The organism is Rhodohalobacter sp. (assembly GCF_041686455.1).
Classification (GTDB): Bacteria; Bacteroidota; Rhodothermia; order Balneolales; family Balneolaceae; genus Rhodohalobacter.
Window position 1 is genome coordinate 1 of record NZ_JAWLDW010000045.1, and the last position, 19,664, is coordinate 19,664.

A 19,664-nucleotide genomic window follows, 5' to 3' on the forward strand; every position below is an offset into this window, starting at 1 on the left:
GCCAAATGAGAATACACTCTATTATAACTTTATTCGTCACGTTCAGGGTGTAGACAACAACCAGACTGTATTTAGGAATGTTGGTAATCTTTATGCCGATTATAGCATTCTTCCAAACCTTCAGTTTAGAAGTGATCTGGGTTTAGATCTATTGTTCCAGAATGAAGATTACTATGCCGATAGAAACACCAATGCTGGTGAGAATACGAATGGATATGGTGATTCACGAATTGTAAATATTGTGAATTACACGACAAACAATTATCTGACGTGGGACACACAGTTTGCTGAAGATCACAAACTGACTGCAGTGGCCGGTATGAGTTACCAAAGTTCCGATCGCTATCTGACGTTTGTATCAGGTACGAACTTTCCTACCGATAGTTTTACAAAGTTGGCAAGTGCTGCTGATATTACAGGCGGATCAACGACCCAGACCGTTTTCAGGTTTCTCTCTTATTTCTCAAGAGCGAACTATACGTTTAAGGATCGATACTTGCTGTCAGCAAGTGCCCGTGTAGACGGTTCTTCGAGGTTCGGTTCGAATGAACGATATGGTTTCTTTCCGTCAATATCTGCAGGTTGGATTGTGAGCCGAGAGGAGTTCATGAGTGATGTAGATTTCCTGAGTTTTCTTAAATTCAGAGCCAGTTATGGTTTAACGGGCAATGCCAACATCGGTAATTTCCCATCAAGAGGATTGTATGGCGGAACAGGGTATGCGGGTCTTTCTGGACTTTCTCCTAGTCAGACACCAAATCCGGATTTAAAATGGGAGCGAACTGCTCAGTATAACTTCGGTCTTGACTTTGAATTGGTAGGTGATCGAATCAGTGGTGAGGTTGACTACTATATCAAGAAAACAGATGACCTACTATTGAACGTAAATGTTCCTGCAACTTCAGGCTTTACATCTCAACTGCGAAACGTTGGTGAGCTGGAAAATAAAGGGTTTGAGTTTGTATTGAATACACACAACCTGGTTGGTGAATTTCAGTGGACATCAAACTTCAATATTGCATTCAATAGTAACAAGATTACAGATCTTGATGGACAGGTTATTACGGGTGGTTTCCTGAATAGAGCTGTTGAAGGTGAGCCCATTGCCGTAATGTGGGGTAAAGAGTATGCGGGTGTAGATCCCGATAACGGAGATGCCCTCTACCACCTCCACAGCGAAGATGGAAAAGATTACGACGCGGGAACAACTAATAGTTATTCTGAAGCAAATGATGTAGTGATTGGTGATCCAAACCCTGACTTTATCGGTGGGCTGGGTAACAGGTTCAGCTACAAGAATTTCGATTTAAATGTTCTTCTGCAGTTTGTTTACGGAAACGATATTTACAATGGCGGTGGTCGATACCAGTCTGCTAACGGAGATTTCTTTGATAATCAAACAAAGAACCAGCTGAACAGGTGGCAAGAGCCCGGCGATATTACAGATGTGCCTGAGGCGAGACTCTTTGGTGGAAATGGATCAAACCCATCTTCAAGATATATTCATGATGCTTCATACCTGCGGCTGAAGAATGTAGTTTTTGGATATACTCTGCCGCAGAGCGCATTAGACAGATTAAATCTGCAAAGAGTTCGGCTCTACGTTTCAGGTTTAAATCTCCTGACCTTTACAGATTATCCCGGATGGGACCCTGAAGTGAATACTGACCTTTATAGTCAGTCAAATAACCTGAATATTGGTAATGAATTTTATTCAGTACCTCAGGCCCGAACTATCTCATTCGGTGTTAACATTGGCTTTTAATCCAAATAAGTCATTGTAAATCAAAAAGTTTTAAATATTGATATTATGAAAAAACTAAAATTCTATATAACAGGACTCGCAGTTGCTTTGTTTATACTGCCTGCTTGTGATGGTTTGCTAGAAGTAGACCCATACCAGTCTATTGACTCGGAACAGGTATTGACCGATGCAGATAACGTAAAATCTGTTCTTGTTGGTGCTTACGATGCAATGGGTGATGGCGACCTCTACGGTGGCTGGTATATGATGACGGCTGATTTTTTAGCAGCATCCGGTGAGTTTGACTTTACCGGTACATTTTTTGGCCCCCGTCAAATCTGGGCCAAAGAGCAGCTCTATGACAATGGTCAGCTAACGTCAACGTGGATTGACTCATACGACACTATAAATATCTTAAATACAGCTCTGAGTGGGCTCGATTTACTCGAAGGAGCTGATAAAGATCGTGTTGAAGGGGAAGCTAAATTGATTCGCGGTATGATCTACTTTGAATTAATCCGTTTTTTTGCACCTCCATATGAAGCCGGGCAGGCAAATAATCAACCAGGTGTGCCATTGGTTTTAACACCAACTACTGAAATTGGTGAGGAAGCAAATGTTTCTCGTGCATCGGTAGATGCAGTTTATAATCAGATCATTGATGATTTGAGAGACGGAAAAAATCTACTGGATGATGTCAATCCAGAGCGATCCTACTACGTAAACTCTATGATTGCCAGCGCAGTACTTTCTCGGGTTCACTTGCAAAGGGGAGAGTATGAAGAAGCACGTGACGAAGCTAATAGGGTGATTGAATCGGATCTTTATGAACTTCGTTCAACATTTGCCGATGTTTTCAATCAACCTGAAAATACGACAGAAGATATTTTTGCCATGCAGAACAGTGCGCAGGATGGAACAAATAGTTTGTTCACATTTTATAGTGCAGACAGTCGTGGCGATATCGATATCAATCAACTGCACATTGATGAATATGAGGCGGGTGACGAACGGTTAGACCTGTTTTATGAAGATCCTGCTGAAGGAGTTCTTCGATCAGGTAAATGGAACCGCCCAACAGATGATCAGGTGAACGTAATTCGTCTGGCTGAGATGTATCTTACTCGAGCAGAGGCAAACTTTGTTTTGGGTGAAGATGAAGGGGATACACCCCTCAATGATATCAACCGAATTCGTGATCGTGTAAATCTCGATCCATTGGATGAAGTTGATCTTGACCTGGACGCAATTCTCTTGGAGCGAAAGCTTGAGCTGATGTTTGAAGGAAATCTGCTTCATGATATTAAGCGTAATCAACGGAACGTTGGAACCAGATCATTCGATGATCCAAAACTCGTTCTGCCAATACCTCGTAGAGATTTAGATGCAAATCCAAACCTATGTCAAAACCCAACATATGATGGAACTCAGTGCTAAGCTGAATTGACAGGATTTGTAAATTTTGTACAAGCACCGGAGTTCACGCTTCGGTGCTTTTTTTATGACAACGAATAAAACATCAGAAATGAAAAAACATCTATTACTTATTGGAATCATTTCGGCAGCTTTAATTAGCTTTTCATGTACTGAAAGAGAAGGTTCAAATGTAAACAGTCCTGAAGGCTCTCTGCTCATCATCGGTGGCGGCAGCCGGCCGGACGTAATGCTCGATCGGATTATCGCAGAAACGGAACTTGAGAATCCGGAAAATTACGCGATTGTTTTAACCATGTCAGGTTTTGACCCCGATACATCCGGCTACTATGGCGAGCGACAGTTCAGGGAGAAGGCCATTGAGAATACTCGCTTCTACGATTTTGAGCGACGGCACGAGTTTTCAGAATCAGCTTCTGATTCTCTCGAAAATGCATCCTTAATTTATATTACAGGCGGTTCCCAGTCTCGCTTTATGGAAGCTGTGGAATCTGTTCCCGAAATTGCAGGCTCCATCGAAAACGCATACATGAACGGAGCGATGATAGCGGGTACCAGTGCCGGCGCGGCCATTATGAGCCGAGTTATGATCACAGGAGACCAGACCAACTATCCGGACTACACCTCAACGTTTTACCATCTGGAGAAGGATAACATGGTAACAGATGAAGGACTTGGATTAATTGAAGGAGTGATTGTGGATCAGCACTTTGTAGAGCGGGCCAGAAACAATCGGCTGCTGACGGCCGTGATGGAGTATCCGGATCATGTCGGGATTGGTATCAGTGAATCGACGGCAATTCTTGTAAAGAGAAACCAAGCCGAAGTGGTAGGAAATTCGCAGGTTTTGGTGTATCAAAATCGATCAGGTGAGGCAAAAGTTGAAAATGGAAAGATAGGCGCCCGGAATATTCAGCTCGATATCTATCTGCCCGGGGAAATGTTTGATATAGATTGATGGAAATGAGAATGTGAGGATGGAAAATCCCCCTTTGAAGGGGGTATGGGGGATGATTAGATGTGAATATTCTATAAGAAGGCTTTGCAAAACCTTATATGTCATCCTGCTGTGGCCCGACTGTTTTACGGGGAACGGCAGTGGAAGATCTACCCATACTAAAGATTTACATCAGTAGACCCTTCGACAAGCTCAGGGTGACGAAATAGTCATCCTGAGTGGTAGCGAAGGATCTCCTAATTCGTAGGTACAGACTAGAGATTCTTCGGCGGGCCCATCTTCCGATTTCCGAATGCTTTTGGGAACTAGCAGGCCTGTCTGCAGAAGCTTTAGCGCAGGCGGGCTCAGAAGGACACCTTTTCGCTATTTTTGCAAAGCCTTCTCAATTATATTGAAATAAGAATTAACCGGAAATGTTCATCCGTTTTTATATTTTCTGATAGAAAATCTTAAGTCCAACAAATCTATATATGTATAAATATTTACTGTTTGCCCTGCTTTTCGTTTCTGCCTGCTCATCTCCAAAATCCGTTGATCAGCTTAAGGCCGATATTGAAAATCATATTTCAGAGGAAGAAGGTACATTTGCCATTTGGTTTCAGCATTTGCAGGAGCCGGATCGATTCTTTGCCATCAATGAGGATACACTGTTTCATGCCGCCAGCACGATGAAAACCCCGGTAATGATTGAACTGTTTCGTAGGGCTGAAGCCGGGGAGTTTGAACTATCCGACTCTATTGAGGTGGAAAACAAGTTCTACAGTATTGTGGATGGATCAGAATTTCAGCTAACACTGGATCCTGACGGAGATGATCCATTTGAGCGCCGCGTTGGCGAGATGGCCACCCTTTACGATTTGAACCACGCAATGATCACCTACAGCAGCAATTTAACCACCAACCTTTTGATTCGCCTTGTGGGCGCCGAAGAGACAACAGAAACCATGCGTGACCTGGGGGCAGAAAATATACAGGTTCTGCGCGGAGTGGAGGATCTGAAAGCCTTTGATCAAGGGCTTAGCAACCGCACAACGGCAAAAGATCTCGGGATCATTTATGAGCATATCGCCAATGGAACGGCGGTGAGTCCGGAAATGGACAGCGTGATGGTTGAGGTATTAAAAGATCAATATTACCAGGATGTGCTTCCTGAATATCTGCCCGACGATGTGGTTGCTGCAAATAAAACCGGGTTTATTACAGGTGTGCGTCACGATTCGGGGATATTTTATCTGCCAGACGGACAATCGTATGTTCTGATTTTTCTCTCCAAAAACCTGCCCGATGAAGATCGGGGGAGAGATGTGGGGCGCGAAATTTCAAAGAAAATTTACGATTGGCTTACGGAGAGGGCTCAGTAATTTATTTGATAAAAGTACACTGAACGAAATTTTAAAATGAAGCTCTCAGAATCAATATTAAACTCTTCTCCTTTCGGTTTTGCTTACCATCAGGTTGTACTAGACAGCGAAAACAGACCTGCTGACTACAAATTTTTGAAAGTCAATGAAGCGTTTGAAAAGCTAACCGGACTGAAAAGGGAGGAGGTGATTGGAAGGAGGACAACGGATGTTCTGCCCGGCATTGATAGTGGAGAAGGAGAGTGGATTAAACCGTTTGGTGAAGTTGCACTTACAGGTTCTGAAAAAGTGTTGGAACAATATTCAGAACCATTGGAAAAAGATTATAGAAAATGAGAACCAGGAGATCCTCTCTAATATTACTCAAAGTATCTTTGTAGTAGAGGTAACGACCAGCAAGCAGATTACTTAAAGAAACTCATGACGCCTGAAAATCATTGTTATATATATAGAAGATTAATTAAATGATGATCTATTATGTCTACTCAAAAAACACCGGTAAATAATACACCACTAACCGAAGAAGAGCTCGATCATTTTAAAGAGAAACTGAATCAGGAAAAGAGAGAGACCGAAACAACGATTCAGGAGCTTAGAGATAGTTTAGATTCGTTAAATAGTACTGCAGATGATGTTCAATCTTCACAAGATCATCATCAGGCCGACTTAGGCACAAAGGAGAATCGCAAAGCTACGATCCTGAAGAAGATTGAGAAACAGGTAGAAAAACTGGATCAAATAATTGTGGCATTAGATCGAATCGAGACCGGTAATTATGGGATTTGTATTGATACCGGTGAGCCGATTCAGAAAGAACGCCTGGAAGCTATGCCTTATGCGATCAGAAGCGTGGTAGCTAAAGATTGATTATTTAGGTTGAAACAGCACATCGAAATCCAATGGTATGATTTTCGAGTTCTGCTAATACTCCAACTCTCCAATAAGTTCGCAGTACGTTATCCTGCTGATTGAAACTACCGCCACGAATAGCGCGCATGGCGCGTTCTTCGAGTGGATAGTAATCGATAGAATCGGGGTCGGTTTTATAAAATGGGTAGTATTCACCTATATATTCAGCTACATTTCCACTCATATCATAAAGCCCCAGTCCATTGGGTTCTTTGGTGCCAACAAGAAAAGAGTATCCGCCGCTATTGTTTTTATTGCGGGCCACATAATCGAGGCTGTCAGGGTCGACAGTACCGGCATAGATTTCTTCTTTACCACCCGACCGTGCAGCATATTCCCATTCCTGCTCTGTTGGCAATCTGTATCCATACGCTTTACAAAATTCGAGTGCGTCGTACCAGTTCACAAAAATAACAGCTCTTTCTCCCCTGCCTCGTCCATCATCACGGGGAAGTTCTCTGTCGGTTGCACTTGCAAAGGCATCATACTGGCGGTAGGTAACTTCAAAAGTTCCGATATAGAAATCGGACAGGGTAACTTTGTGCAGTGGAAGTGAGTCATCATTTTCTTCTTCAATCACATCACCCATTACAAATGTGCCGCCTTCAACAAAGGTCATGTCGAGTGGTTCAAGCTGAGAGTGAAGGGAGGGTTTGAAGAGTGCGCAGCCTCCCAGAAAAAACAAGAGAGAGAAAGTAATGTATTTCATAGTACTAATGTTTTAGTACAAAATAACTTGATGTTTGAGGAAGTCCAAAAACAGCGCCAAATTCTTTGTAGAAAAAAAGCCTTTACGTACATTTAGAGAAAATTCAATCATATTAAAAAAGAGATGAGATTATGAATGTTACCATAGCAGATAAATTGCCGGATGAAGCGGTTAACCAATTGGAAGAGATGGGGCTGAAAGTAAAAAACAATCCTGGGCTGAAAGAATCAGATCTTGGAGCTGGGTTGTCTGAGGCTCAAATTTTAATTGTCAGGTCGACGGTTGTGAATAGGGAGTGTATTGAAAACAGTCCAAGATTGAGCCTGATCATCCGGGCCGGTGCAGGTGTAAATAATATTGATATTGAAGCGGCCAGCGGTAAGGGAATCTACGTTGCAAACTGTCCCGGAAAAAATGCGATAGCGGTTGCAGAACTTACCATGGGGCTTATTCTCTCTCTGGACCGATTTATCCCGCAAAATGTAGCAGATTTCAATGACGGAAAATGGAATAAAGCCGCATACTCCAAGGCGGATGGCCTGTTTGGTAAAACGATAGGGATTATTGGCACAGGTATGATTGGTCAGGAAGTTATTAAAAGGGCTAAAGGGTTTGGACTAAATGTAGTGGCATGGTCCAGGTCGCTAACTCCGGAAGTAGCTGATGAGATGGAAATAGAGTATGCGGACTCCATTTTGGAGGCTGCGAAAGTATCCGATATTCTAAGTGTTCATCTGGCGATGAATGCAGAAACCAAAGGAATTATTTCTAAAGATGTACTATCTGCTTTAAAAGACGGAGCAATGTTCATTAATACATCGAGAGACGGTGTAGTTGATGAAGACGCTCTATATGAAGAGGTGAAAAGCGGAAGGTTAAAAGCCGGCCTGGATGTATTTAGCGATGAACCGGAATTTAAAGAAGGCGAGTTTGAAAGCCGTTTTCAGGGATTAGATAACGTGTGTATAACACATCATATTGGAGCAAGTACCTATCAGGCTCAAATGGCGGTTGCCGATGATGCTGTAGATATCGTACGGGGCTATCTACAGGAAGGTAAAGTTCGAAACTGGCTGAACCGGTGTGAGCATACAGAGTCGCCGTGGCAGCTGGTCGTTCGTCATTACGATAAACCCGGTGTTATAGCGAATGTGATGAATGAGTTGAAAGAAGCAAAAATAAACGCTCAAGAGCTTGAGAATGTAATTTTTGATCGAAAACTGGCTGCTTGCTGCACCATTCAACTGGATGCAGAACCAACCGAAAAAGTGCTGCAAAACATCCGCACACGCCAGGATGAAGTCATTAGCGCGATGCTGGTACCTAGGGGTTAGTTAATGAATTGTATTACCGTCAGACCGCTTTGAGCGGTCTAACGATTTCCCCTCTCGAGAGGGGAGGTTTCGAAATCCACATATACTTTAAATATTCGAAGGTCCGCTCCAAGCGGACTGTCGAGTAATGGGAGAAAGTTTAAATACACGACTGAACGACTAAAGTGGTCTACCTAAGTCCAGAAGATATAGGAAAGGCTAGTTAAGATTGAAATACTAAACTCTAGCCAATTTAACACACCCCTCAATCCCCTCCGCCGGTAGTCGGACAAGTTCTCGAGAGGGGACCTTAAAACTACAACCAGGGACTTTGATGTGTAGCCTGGGCAATTTTCGCAGCATCAATGGCGATTACCAGCTCTTCATTGGTTGGTATAACGTAGATGTCTGTTTTAGAGTCATCAGCACTTATCTTCTGAACTTCCCCTCTTTGTATATTTTGATTTTTTTCGGAGTCAACTTTTATGCCCATGTAATCCAAATTGGCAAGTACTCGTTCACGGATTTCAGCGGAGTTTTCGCCAATACCTGCTGTAAAAATGATAGAGTCACAGCCATTTAGTGTTGCGATATATGATCCAATAAACTGTTTTACTTTATTGCAGAATACATCTACAGCCTGCTGGCACCGCCGGTCTCCGTTTCGAGCTTCTTCAAGAAGATCCCGCATGTCGCTGGCATATCCACTCAGGCCAAGCAGTCCGCTGTGCCTGTTCAGAAGAGCATGGAGGCTATTCATTGTTATTTCTTCTTTCTCCATGATGTAAAAAAGAATAGATGGATCGAGATCCCCGCTTCGTGTTCCCATCACAAGACCTGAAAGAGGTGTGAATCCCATTGAGGTATCTATAGATTTTCCACCATCAATTGCAGCAATAGAAGCTCCGTTTCCAAGATGACATGTAATCACTTTAGTCTCTTCAACAGGCTTGTCGATTAATTTATAATACTGCCGACTGACGTAGTAATGTGATGTTCCATGAAATCCATATTTACGAATTTTATAGCGCCGATAGAGACGATTAGGAATCCCGTAAAGATAAGCTTTTGCGGGTAATGAGTGATGAAATGCAGTGTCAAAAACGGCCACATGCGGGATTGTGGGAAGGTGTTTTTTTGCAGCTTCAATTCCTTTCAGGTTATTCGGATTGTGAAGTGGTGCCAGGTCAAAAGCCTCTTCAATGGCATGTGTAACATCCTCATCTATCAATACGGAGTCTTTAAACATCTCACCACCGTGCACAACTCGATGCCCAACCGCTTTAATATCTGATGGTGAAGAGATTATCTCGTTCTTCTCATTAAGTAGGTAGTTCATGATTTCCTGCAGAGCCTCTTCGTGGTTGGCAATAACCTGTGTGGTTTTCGTGTGCTTTTTCTCTTCAGGTTCGTGCTTTACTATGGAAGTTACAGCACCGATTCTCTCTACAATTCCTTTGCAGACATCTTGCTGTTCCTCTGTTTGAATTAGATTGTATTTAACAGATGAGCTTCCGCAGTTAATGACTAATACCAGCATAACTAATTTCTTTAATATTTATGTTGTTGATGTTTGATCTCTTTTTTTATTGGATCAAGAATATGGTCGAGCCCATTGGTTTTTATTTCATACATAGTAGCCAGTTGCTGACCTAGAACTCCACCGGGAAACCCTTCTCTATGAAACCATTCGAGGTAGTGAACCGGAAGTGAAGTAATATTCCTGCCTTTAAATTGCCCAAAAGGCATTTTAGCAACCACTAGTTTATATAAAAAAGCACGATCAAACATATAATGGACTCATTAAAACATAGTTTTCAATGTAGGAAATCTTTGCAAAGAGAGTATTAAGGATCAACACATAATTATGTAAATGTTAAAAATAAACTTTTTTGTAACAGCCACCCACTTCGCCACTCTTGAATAAGTAAGGAAAGCTTTAGGACTATCGGATAATAGTATGGGAGTGCACAGGGTAAATCTACTTTTAATTTTAAAGATTGCATTCAGGAACTGGAGGAGGACACCTCTGTTTTCTGTTGTAAATCTAATGGGATTGGCGGTTGGCATTGCAAGCTGTCTCCTTATAGGTATCTATGTGCTCAATGAGCTTTCATATGACGAGTATCACGAAAAAAGTGAACGAATTTATCGTGTTACTCAAGCTATTCAAAATAATGGTGAAAATGACGGACGGGCAGTTACTACTCCTATCCCGTTAAAAGAATTAATCGACAATGAATTGCAGGGTACCGTAGCCAAAACGGTGAGATTTTTTGATTTGGAAAGTGAAAGTGTTTCAATCAAAAACCCTGACAATAATGTAGTTATCCGGCAAAGCAAGTTTTTCTTCACGGATCCTGAAGTGTTTGAAGTGTTTGATATTAACCTGGTAAGAGGTGACACAGGCCAAATTTTATCTGAGCCGAACTCCGTAGTTATTACAGAGGAAGTGGCCGGGATCTACTTTGGGGATGAAGATCCTATGGGTAAAACATTTCATTTTGAGGGCAGGTTTGCCCTGACCGTGACTGGTGTGATGGAAAACTGGCCCCAAAACTCACATTTTAGAGCTGATTTTTTAACCCCGTTTTCAACACTGAGAAATCTATGGGGAAATTATGAAGAGTTGGTTTCAAGATGGAGATGGAATCCTGTTTGGACCTATCTTCTTACCGAGCCGGGCGTGGATGATCAAGAACTTGAACAAAGCATTGCTCAAATATCTGAACCATACTACGAAGAATATTTTACCGGGTCAGAATCCGTGGATCTAAGCCTTCAGCCACTAGATGATATCTGGTTAACGGCAGGCCTTGATGCAGAAATCGAACCGGTCAGTAATTCAGTAAATGTCTACCTATTTGGACTTGTAGCACTCTTTATTTTAACCCTGGCATGCATCAACTTTATAAATCTTTCGACGGCAGCTGCACTTCGCCGATCGAAGGAGGTTGGAGTGAGAAAAGCTTTGGGGGCCGAACGTTCCGGGATAGCCGGACAGTTCATAGTAGAGTCCATCATTTTTACATTAACTGCTTTCCTAGTTGGTATTTTAATAGGTTGGCTGGCTTTTCCCTATTTTGAAATGTTTACAGGCAGAGAACTAATGTCCGCTAATTTGGAGTGGCCGGAAATTGCCATTATAGTTTCTGTATTTGTAGTTGTAATTGCACTTCTTGCCGGATTCTATCCTTCAGCTGTTCTCTCATCGTTTAACCCGATAGACAGCTTGCGGGGAAAACAGTCGAAAGGAAAAAAAGGCACCCGCGTAAGAAAAGCCCTTGTATCAATTCAATTCTCTATTACAGCAATTCTGCTGATAGGCACTTCCCTGGTTTATTTTCAACATCAGCATCTGCAGCAGAAGGATCTTGGATTTGATTCCGAACAGGTAATTGCGGTACCGGTTTACTTGACCAGTGCGATATGGTCTTATGATGAGATGAAACAGAGAGCATTAAATCACTCATCAATACTTCAGGTTTCGGGTTCACAAACACTTTTTGGAGGTTCTAATTTCTGGAAATACGATTATACACCTGACGATTCAGGCAATGAAGACACGCCTTCATTCAGCAAGTTGTTTGTACTCCATGATATTTTAAAGACAATGGATATTGAGATTATTGCTGGAAGAGATTTTTCTGAGGATTTTTCAACAGACGGTGATCAGGCTCTATTGATTAATCGAGAGATGGTTAATTACCTGGATTGGGGCGATCCCGAAGATGCAGTCGGCAGAACGTTCAGAAATCCGGATGGTGAAGAGTTCTCGGTAATTGGGGTCACTGAGAATTTTAATCACACATATCTCCGAAGAGAGCTGGAGCCTTTAATTCTTGATCTTCCTTCGAATACAACTCAGCTTATTGCTAATATCGAGTATATGAAAGTGCGCCTCGCACCGGATAATCCTTCTGATGCCATTGAACACCTTCAAACTATTTGGGCTGATTTGGATCAAACTCATCCGTTCGATTACTTTTTTGTAGATGACAGACTGAACCAGCTGTATGAGACTGAACAGAAGGTCGCTTCTGTAATGGGGGTTTTCGCACTGATCGCTATTTTTGTAGGCAGCATTGGCTTACTTGGCCTGGCTTCATATTCAGTGAAAGTTCGGGAAAAAGAGGTGGCTATACGAAAAGTGCTGGGGCTGTCAGCTCCGGGAGTATTTTATTTGCTTTCAAAAGATTACGCTGTTCTTATTTTGATAGCGCACTTGATTGCACTGCCTCTCATTTACTTTGCTGCAGACAGCTGGCTGGCGGGTTTCCCGTACCACATAGAGCTGTTGTACTATTTAATGATCACTTTTGTGATAAGTTTAATACTATCCCTTTTGATCAGTATTGGCACGATCAGTACCCAATCAATCAAGGCGGCTTTGCTAAATCCGGCTGAAAGCCTGAAAAATGAATAAGTTTAGTTTTAGTTGATGTTGTTTCATGGATAAGAAAATTGAAAAAAAGAAAGCGTCGCCCATCAGAATAGCAGGATATATTCTGATTGTTGCAATCGTTCTATTTATTCTTTACAACTACTTCGGTAATGATAAAGGATCATCCGTTACGATTGACAGAGAGCGTGTGATGATTTCTGAAGTCACCGAAGGAGTTTTCCAGGAGTTTGTTGATGTATCCGGAACCGTTCAGCCTATTCGCACAACGTATCTCGACGCTGTTGAAGGCGGGGTTGTGCAGCAGATTTTTATCGAGTCGGGAGAGATTGTAGAGGCGGGGGATACGATTGTTGTATTGACAAATTCTTCACTACAGCTTAGTGTTCTTCAGCAAGAAGCCGGAATTTATGATCAGATTAACAATGTGAGAAACTCACGGCTGAATCTGGAGCAAAATCATCTCAACCTTCAAAAAGAGCTGTCAGATTCTAAAACACGTCTTGAGCTTGCAAAATCCGGGCATGAAAGAGACAGTGTTCTTTTTAGCAGGGAGCTGATTTCATTAAAAGAGTATGAAGAGTCTGAGCTGGAGTACTCATTTCAGAAAAGCCGATTTGATCTGAACTATGAATCTTTTAGGCGAGATTCCGTTCAAATGGATCAGCAGCTTTCTCAACTCAATCAGTCTGAGCAGCGAATGAGGCGCAGCCTGGATGGTGTACAGCAGATTTTAGACAATCTGATTGTTACCGCACCAATATCGGGGCAACTATCAACGATGGAGTTGGATCCCGGGCTATCTATCCCGCAAGGCGAACGGATTGGGCAGATTGATCAACTGGATGGATTTAAAGTACGAGCAGGTATTGATGAGTTTTACCTTGCCAGGGTAGCTCCCGGTCAATCCGGAAGTTTTGAGTTTGCCGGTGATACATACAATGTAGTTGTGGAGCGGGTCTATCCGGTCATTCAGGACGGACAGTTTCAGGTAGATTTTCAGTTTGTTGATGAAATTCCGCAGACTCTTCGTCGCGGACAGTCGGTTCGGGTACGGCTTGAGCTGGGCGACTCCGGAATGGCACTTTTACTTCCAAGGGGCGCATTTTTTCAACAAACCGGAGGTAACTGGGTTTTTGTAGTAGATGAAGAAGAAAACCGCGCGGTGAAGCATGCAGTTCGATTGGGACGATCTAACCGAGAGTTTTTTGAAGTGATCGAGGGTTTGGAGCCCGGACAGAAAGTCATTACGTCGAGCTACGATGCCTTTCAGCAAGTTGATATGCTAATCCTTGAGGATTGAAATAACAATAATGTAACACCAAATAAGATGATCAAAGCAGAAAACCTGACAAAAATTTATAGAACAGATGAGATTGAGACCACGGCGTTGAACCGTCTAAATCTCGAGGTTCGGGAAGGTGAATTTGTTGCGATCATGGGCCCTTCCGGTTGTGGTAAGTCAACACTGCTGAATATTATGGGATTGCTGGATAGCCCAACGGAAGGAAGCTACCGGTTTTTGGGAGAGGAAACAGCCGGTTACTCAGAGCGAGACCGGGCGCGGATGAGAAAAGGAAATATCGGGTTTATTTTTCAGAGCTTTAATCTGATTGACGAACTGACAGTATTCGAAAATGCAGATCTGCCTTTACAATATTTAGGTTTGAAAGCATCAGAAAGTAAAGCAAAAGTAGAAAAGGCGCTGGATAAAATTGGAATGACGTCCCGTAAAAATCACTTTCCTCAACAGCTTTCCGGTGGCCAGCAACAACGGGCGGCCATTGCGCGGGCCGTGGTTACAGACCCCAAATTGATTTTGGCAGACGAGCCAACCGGGAACCTCGATTCGGGCCATGGAAAAGAGGTGATGGAGCTGCTTAAAGAGCTCAATGACCAGGGAACAACGATTGTTATGGTCACACACTCCCCAGTTGATGCAGAGTATTCAGATCGAATTATACACCTGAAAGATGGAATGATTGCAGAGGGTGAGCCGGTCTACCAAACGAAAGCTTGAAAAATAAGTTCTGCATTCATGGCGAGGTTGGACGTAAAAAACCTTATTTTCAGTACAGTGAACCTGAGTTTATTTGATAGTGAAAAATGACTTCTCCCCTAACAAGGGGAGACTGAGAGGGGTGTTTAATAGTTTTAGATGGACAAACCCCCAATTCTACTTTTAGCGTTGGCTATATTAGCCATAACCATTTGAACTCAGGTTTGAATCGCATTGAAAATTGATTGACTCGTTGCATGACCTATCTGACTGTAGAAAACCTTTCTAAAAGTTTCGGCACAAAAATTTTATTTGAAAAGATCACCTTTGGCCTTTCTAAGGGAGACAAAACTGCACTAGTTGCCCCAAACGGAACGGGAAAATCTACGTTGCTAAAAATCATTGCCGGGAAAGAGGTCCAGGATACCGGTGAAGTGATGTTTCAAAGTGATATCAAAGTTGGATATCTGGAACAGGAACCGGAACTTAATCCGGATCTAACCATTCAGGAGTACATTTCACAAGGACACACCGGCCTTTCCAAAGTTGTGTTGCGATATGAAAAAGCGGTAGAGGCGCAGGCCGAAAACTTTAATGAAGAGACTCAGGAAGAGTATATGCGGGCAAGTGCAGCGATGGATGCCGCCAGTGCCTGGGATTATGAACAGCGTCTCGAGCAAATTTTAAGCCGCCTTGATATTCACGACTTGGAAAGGTCCATTAATACACTTTCAGGCGGTGAGAGGAAGAGAGTGGCTCTGGCATTTGTTCTGCTGGATGATCCCGATCTTCTGATTCTGGATGAGCCAACCAACCATCTTGATCTGGATATGATTGAGTGGCTCGAAGATTATCTGGCTAAAAGCAGTGTCACCTTGTTGATGGTGACTCACGATCGTTACTTCCTGGATCGGGTTTGTAACCATATTCTGGAGATGGATGCCGGAAAGCTTTACAATCACAATGGAAATTACGCCTATTATCTGCAAAAGAAGGCAGAGCGTGAAGAGCAGGAGAGAGTAGAGATGAAAAAAGCGGGGCAGCTTTTTAAGAAGGAGCTGGAGTGGATGAGAAGACAGCCCAAGGCCCGAACAGGTAAATCGAAATCCCGGATTGATGCTTTTCACAAGACAAAAGATAAAGTCTCCCAGAGCAGTGATGAAAGTGAGCTGGAACTAGACGTATCTATGCAGCGAATGGGCGGACAGATCCTGGAGATGGAGAATATCTCAAAATCGTATGATGATCTCGTGATCCTGGATGATTTTTCATACTCCTTCAATAGAGGTGAAAAAATTGGGATTATCGGTAAAAATGGAGTTGGGAAAAGTACCTTTCTGAAAATTATTACCAGAGAGGAGGAGGCAGATTCAGGTGATATTAATACCGGGCAAACGATTCAGTTCGGTCACTACCGTCAGCAGGATGTAGATTTTGATGAGGGTCAACGCGTGATTGATGTGATCAAAGAGGTTGCCTCGGTTATTCAGATGTCGGACGGGTCTCAGATTTCGGCTTCTCAATTTCTGGAGCACTTTCAGTTTCCGGGATCGCTTCAGTACACTCCCGTTGGGAAACTTAGCGGTGGAGAGAAACGGCGTCTCGCCCTGATGATGGTTCTGATCCAGAACCCCAATTTCTTAATTCTGGATGAGCCGACCAATGATTTGGATCTCATGACCATGCAGAAAATCGAAGATTTCTTAAGAGGATTTGGTGGCTGCCTGATTGTGGTTTCGCACGACCGGTTTTTTATGGACAAATTAGTAGATCACTACTTTGTGTTTGAGGGAGACGGTGAAATAAGGGATCATCACGGCACATACATGGAATACCGGGAGTTGAAAGACGCTGAGGAAGCAGAACAGCGGCGTATCGAACGAGAGAAGAAGTCTCCAAAAAAAGAGGAGAAAAAGGCGAAGCCAAAACCGAAGAAGAAAAAGTCTATTAGTCTGACGTATAAAGAGCGCAAAGAGTTCAATAAGCTCGAGAAAGAGATTGCCAATCTCGAAGAGGAGAAAACCAAGCTGGAAAAAGAGATGGCCGGTGGGTCACTTAATCCTGAGGAGCTTCAAGAGAAATCAGAGCGATATGGCAAACTTACCGAAGAGATTGATGAGAAGACGATGGTCTGGATGGATCTTGCGGAAAGAGACGAGGGTTAATCACTAAAGGAATTTGCCGATTTGTCTTTCATAAGCAGTTTGGGAAAATATTGAACCCCATTTGGGGTTCACAAATTAGCTGAAATCTACTACCCCGATTTTCAATCGGGGCTAATGACATTTATCCGCCTCAGGCGGATTGACGAATGAGAAGGGGTTGAGGGAAGAAAGAATTTCGAATACTGAACAGAAGAATATCGAATGACGAAGGAGAAGATAGATTTCTCCACTTTTGCCACTCACTGCGTCCTTAGCGCCTCTGCGGTGAAAATCCAGATACTGTCAGGTGAGTTACGAAGTTAGAAGAATTCAGAACCCTGAAAGGGTTCAATGTAACGGATCCGGATTTATATCAAATGATCCGGTAGCAGATCGGGTTCTAAATTCCTATAATAGATGAGATCAATACCTATGTTCATGAACACAATCATTATGAAAAAATATCTGCCGCTGATTCTCATCCTCACCATTCCTGTTTCACTTTTTGCTCAATCTGATCAAGAAGAAAAAGAGATACTCACCGAGCTACTCCATGAATTTCTGGAAGGTGCTTCCTACAACGACGCTGCCACTCACGCCCGGTTTTGGGCGGAAGATTTGATCTACACCGGATCAAACGGAAACCGCATTGCCAAAGCGGACATAATGAGTGGGGTCAATGAAAATCCCGATCGAAGCTTGGAACCGGAGACCCGATACTCTGGAGAAGATATTCAGATCATGATTTTTGGTGAAACAGCCGTAGTGGCATTTCGGTTGGTAGCGGAGTTTGCAGATCCGAATGAGTCCGAACTCAATTTCTACAATACCGGTACGTTTGTAAAACGAGATGGCGAATGGAGGGTCGTTGCCTGGCAGGCCACATCCATTCCTAATGAAAATGAATAGCAACCTTATGAAGACCCTCAAAGCAGCAGCCGTTCAACTCAACAGTCAGCCTGATGTAAAGATCAGCCTGCAGGTGGTTCAGAAAGGAGTTAGGGAAGGGGCACAAAATGGCGCCAAATTGATTTGTCTGCCTGAAAACTTCGCATTTTTGGGGGATGAGAAAGAAAAGCTGAAACAGTCTTCAGAGATCTCAGCTGAGGTTGAAAAGAAATTGCCGGAATGGGCAAAAGAAATGAATGTGACTATTATCGGGGGTGGCTATCCGGCACAGGCGGGAACCGGTAAAATTTACAACCGCTCGATTGTAGTGAATCCTGATGGGGAAATTTCTGCGACGTATGATAAAATTCACCTGTTCGATGTTGAGATTTCGGAGGAAGAGACCTGGCGCGAATCAGATACGGTTCAGGCAGGAAAGCGTGACGGAGTTGTTTATAAATCGGATAATCTTCCTGCTATCGGTCTTTCGATCTGTTACGATCTCCGGTTTCCGGAACTTTACAGAAAGATGGCAGAACAAGGTGCGGAGATTATTACTGTGCCCTCCGCATTTACTCGTCCGACCGGGGAAGCTCACTGGAAGCCGCTATTACAGGCGCGTGCCATCGAAAACAGTGCCTTCGTCATTGCCCCGGCACAGACCGGACAACATGGAAAAAAGAGAAAAACCTGGGGACACTCCTTGATCATCGACCCGTGGGGCAAAATATTAGCTGATGCCGGCACCGAACCCGGTGTGATTTATGCTGAATTGGATTTGGAGTATCTGAAGGAGGTGCGAAAAAAGCTGCCTTCGTTGGAGCATCGGGTGTTGTGAAGCCTCAGAAAAACACCCCTCCCCGCCTTACGGTGGTACTCCCCTCAAGGGGAGATTTCGTGATTTCAGGTCTTTTTGGTATAATCACTAATATTTGGTCAGTACATGCCATGCTTTAAAGATTCTGTTAAGATGGACATAAAGTCCCTGGTGCTCTTTGTGCAATCTTTGTGTTCGTTGTGGTTACAGAAGTGGATAAGATGACAGCGAAATCAATCTATAACATGAAGTGTATAAACATACTAAGAAACACCCCTCCCCGCCTTACAGCGGTACTCCCCTCAAGGGGAGATTAGCATCACTACTTCGGCAAAATCCGTATGAGTTCACCATCATCATGGCCGGTTAAGATGTAAATATAGCCATCCGGACCCTGTTTTACATCCCGCACTCTTCGCCCGATCAGGATCTTCTCCTCACCCATTACTGATTCCCCATCCAGGATGATTCTTCTGACCTGCTCGCCCTGAAGTCCACCGCTGAACAGGTCTCCATGCCATTCAGGGAATATTTCACCGGTGTAAAACAATAGCCCGCTTGGAGCCTGAGCCGGAGTCCACACCACTTTTGGATCTACCATGCCGGGTTTGGAGGTTTCATCTGAGATCTTTGTGTACCAATATTCCCGGCTGTAGGTTACCTCGGGCCAGCCGTAATTTTCTCCCGGTTTGATCAGGTTGAGCTCATCACCTCCGCGTGAACCATGCTCATTCGACCAAAGATTTCCGGAATCGTCATCATACGCGAGTCCCTGAATATTGCGATGTCCAAACGACCAGATTTCAGGAAGAGCATCCGGTTTATCCAAAAACGGATTAGCCTCAGAAGGCTCACCGTTTTGTGTGAGATGCAGAATTTTACCAAGGTGGGAATCGAGCATCTGGGCATGTTCACGACTCAATATATCTCCTGTTTTTACCGGGCGATTTCCGCCATCACCAACAGAAAGAGCAAACGTAGAATTT

General features: G+C 43.3%; 17 protein-coding genes. 13 read left to right on the forward strand and 4 right to left on the reverse strand.

The features are described 5' to 3' along the window. The 6 genes from ACESM0_RS07195 to ACESM0_RS07220 form a co-directional block, all read left to right on the forward strand. Positions 1–1,765 (forward strand): SusC/RagA family TonB-linked outer membrane protein (locus ACESM0_RS07195; RefSeq protein ID WP_372905069.1); only part of this gene is annotated, 1,765 nt, incomplete at its 5' end. A gap of 45 nt (positions 1,766–1,810) precedes the next feature. Then, complete coding sequence (locus ACESM0_RS07200) at positions 1,811–3,181, forward strand: RagB/SusD family nutrient uptake outer membrane protein (RefSeq protein ID WP_372905071.1); 1,371 nt, start codon at positions 1,811–1,813, stop codon at positions 3,179–3,181. 88 nt (positions 3,182–3,269) lie between these two features. Continuing rightward, positions 3,270–4,136, forward strand: coding sequence for a cyanophycinase (locus ACESM0_RS07205; protein WP_372905073.1), 867 nt, complete (start codon positions 3,270–3,272; stop codon positions 4,134–4,136). A 470-nt stretch (positions 4,137–4,606) separates the two neighbouring features. Further along, the gene (locus tag ACESM0_RS07210; protein ID WP_372905075.1) at positions 4,607–5,497 is read left to right on the forward strand and encodes a serine hydrolase; all 891 of its coding nucleotides are present in this window, start codon (positions 4,607–4,609) and stop codon (positions 5,495–5,497) included. A gap of 36 nt (positions 5,498–5,533) precedes the next feature. Beyond that, positions 5,534–5,833: a PAS domain S-box protein gene (locus ACESM0_RS07215; protein ID WP_372905077.1), complete on the forward strand. Its 300-nt coding sequence runs from the start codon at positions 5,534–5,536 to the stop codon at positions 5,831–5,833. Positions 5,834–5,974: 141 nt separating this feature from the next. Beyond that, on the forward strand, positions 5,975–6,364 hold the full coding sequence (locus tag ACESM0_RS07220; RefSeq protein WP_372905078.1) for a TraR/DksA family transcriptional regulator: 390 nt from the start codon (positions 5,975–5,977) through the stop codon (positions 6,362–6,364). 4 nt (positions 6,365–6,368) lie between these two features. On the opposite strand, the gene ACESM0_RS07225 is transcribed toward ACESM0_RS07220, so the two are convergent. Then, complete coding sequence (locus tag ACESM0_RS07225; RefSeq protein WP_372905080.1) at positions 6,369–7,115, reverse strand: formylglycine-generating enzyme family protein; 747 nt, start codon at positions 7,113–7,115, stop codon at positions 6,369–6,371. A 131-nt stretch (positions 7,116–7,246) separates the two neighbouring features. Here ACESM0_RS07225 and ACESM0_RS07230 point away from each other — a divergent pair, with 131 nt between their 5' ends. Beyond that, positions 7,247–8,449 (forward strand): NAD(P)-dependent oxidoreductase, encoded by a 1,203-nt coding sequence (locus tag ACESM0_RS07230; protein WP_372905082.1) that lies wholly within the window; start codon positions 7,247–7,249, stop codon positions 8,447–8,449. Positions 8,450–8,744: 295 nt separating this feature from the next. Here ACESM0_RS07230 and ACESM0_RS07235 read toward each other — a convergent pair whose 3' ends face one another. Further along, entirely contained in the window at positions 8,745–9,968 is a 1,224-nt protein-coding gene (locus tag ACESM0_RS07235; RefSeq protein ID WP_372905084.1) for an acetate/propionate family kinase, read from the reverse strand. A gap of 11 nt (positions 9,969–9,979) precedes the next feature. After that, a complete protein-coding gene (locus ACESM0_RS07240; protein ID WP_372905086.1) occupies positions 9,980–10,219 on the reverse strand; it encodes a DUF3820 family protein in 240 nt (79 codons plus the stop codon). 169 nt (positions 10,220–10,388) lie between these two features. On the opposite strand from ACESM0_RS07240, the gene ACESM0_RS07245 reads away from it, so the two are divergent. From ACESM0_RS07245 to ACESM0_RS07270, 6 genes are all read left to right on the forward strand, one after another. Then, a complete protein-coding gene (locus ACESM0_RS07245; protein WP_372905088.1) occupies positions 10,389–12,854 on the forward strand; it encodes an ABC transporter permease in 2,466 nt (821 codons plus the stop codon). 25 nt (positions 12,855–12,879) lie between these two features. Continuing rightward, on the forward strand, positions 12,880–14,133 hold the full coding sequence (locus tag ACESM0_RS07250; protein WP_372905090.1) for an efflux RND transporter periplasmic adaptor subunit: 1,254 nt from the start codon (positions 12,880–12,882) through the stop codon (positions 14,131–14,133). 27 nt (positions 14,134–14,160) lie between these two features. Beyond that, positions 14,161–14,850 (forward strand): ABC transporter ATP-binding protein, encoded by a 690-nt coding sequence (locus ACESM0_RS07255; protein WP_372905092.1) that lies wholly within the window; start codon positions 14,161–14,163, stop codon positions 14,848–14,850. Between the two features lie 236 nt (positions 14,851–15,086). Continuing rightward, on the forward strand, positions 15,087–16,994 hold the full coding sequence (locus ACESM0_RS07260; protein WP_372905094.1) for an ABC-F family ATP-binding cassette domain-containing protein: 1,908 nt from the start codon (positions 15,087–15,089) through the stop codon (positions 16,992–16,994). A 417-nt stretch (positions 16,995–17,411) separates the two neighbouring features. Further along, positions 17,412–17,882, forward strand: a complete 471-nt coding sequence (locus ACESM0_RS07265) for a nuclear transport factor 2 family protein (RefSeq protein ID WP_372905096.1) — start codon at positions 17,412–17,414, stop codon at positions 17,880–17,882. A 7-nt stretch (positions 17,883–17,889) separates the two neighbouring features. Next, complete coding sequence (locus ACESM0_RS07270; protein ID WP_372905097.1) at positions 17,890–18,699, forward strand: carbon-nitrogen hydrolase family protein; 810 nt, start codon at positions 17,890–17,892, stop codon at positions 18,697–18,699. Between the two features lie 301 nt (positions 18,700–19,000). On the opposite strand, the gene ACESM0_RS07275 is transcribed toward ACESM0_RS07270, so the two are convergent. Then, the coding region (locus tag ACESM0_RS07275; RefSeq protein ID WP_372905099.1) for a PQQ-dependent sugar dehydrogenase at positions 19,001–19,664 on the reverse strand (664 nt) is incomplete at its 5' end.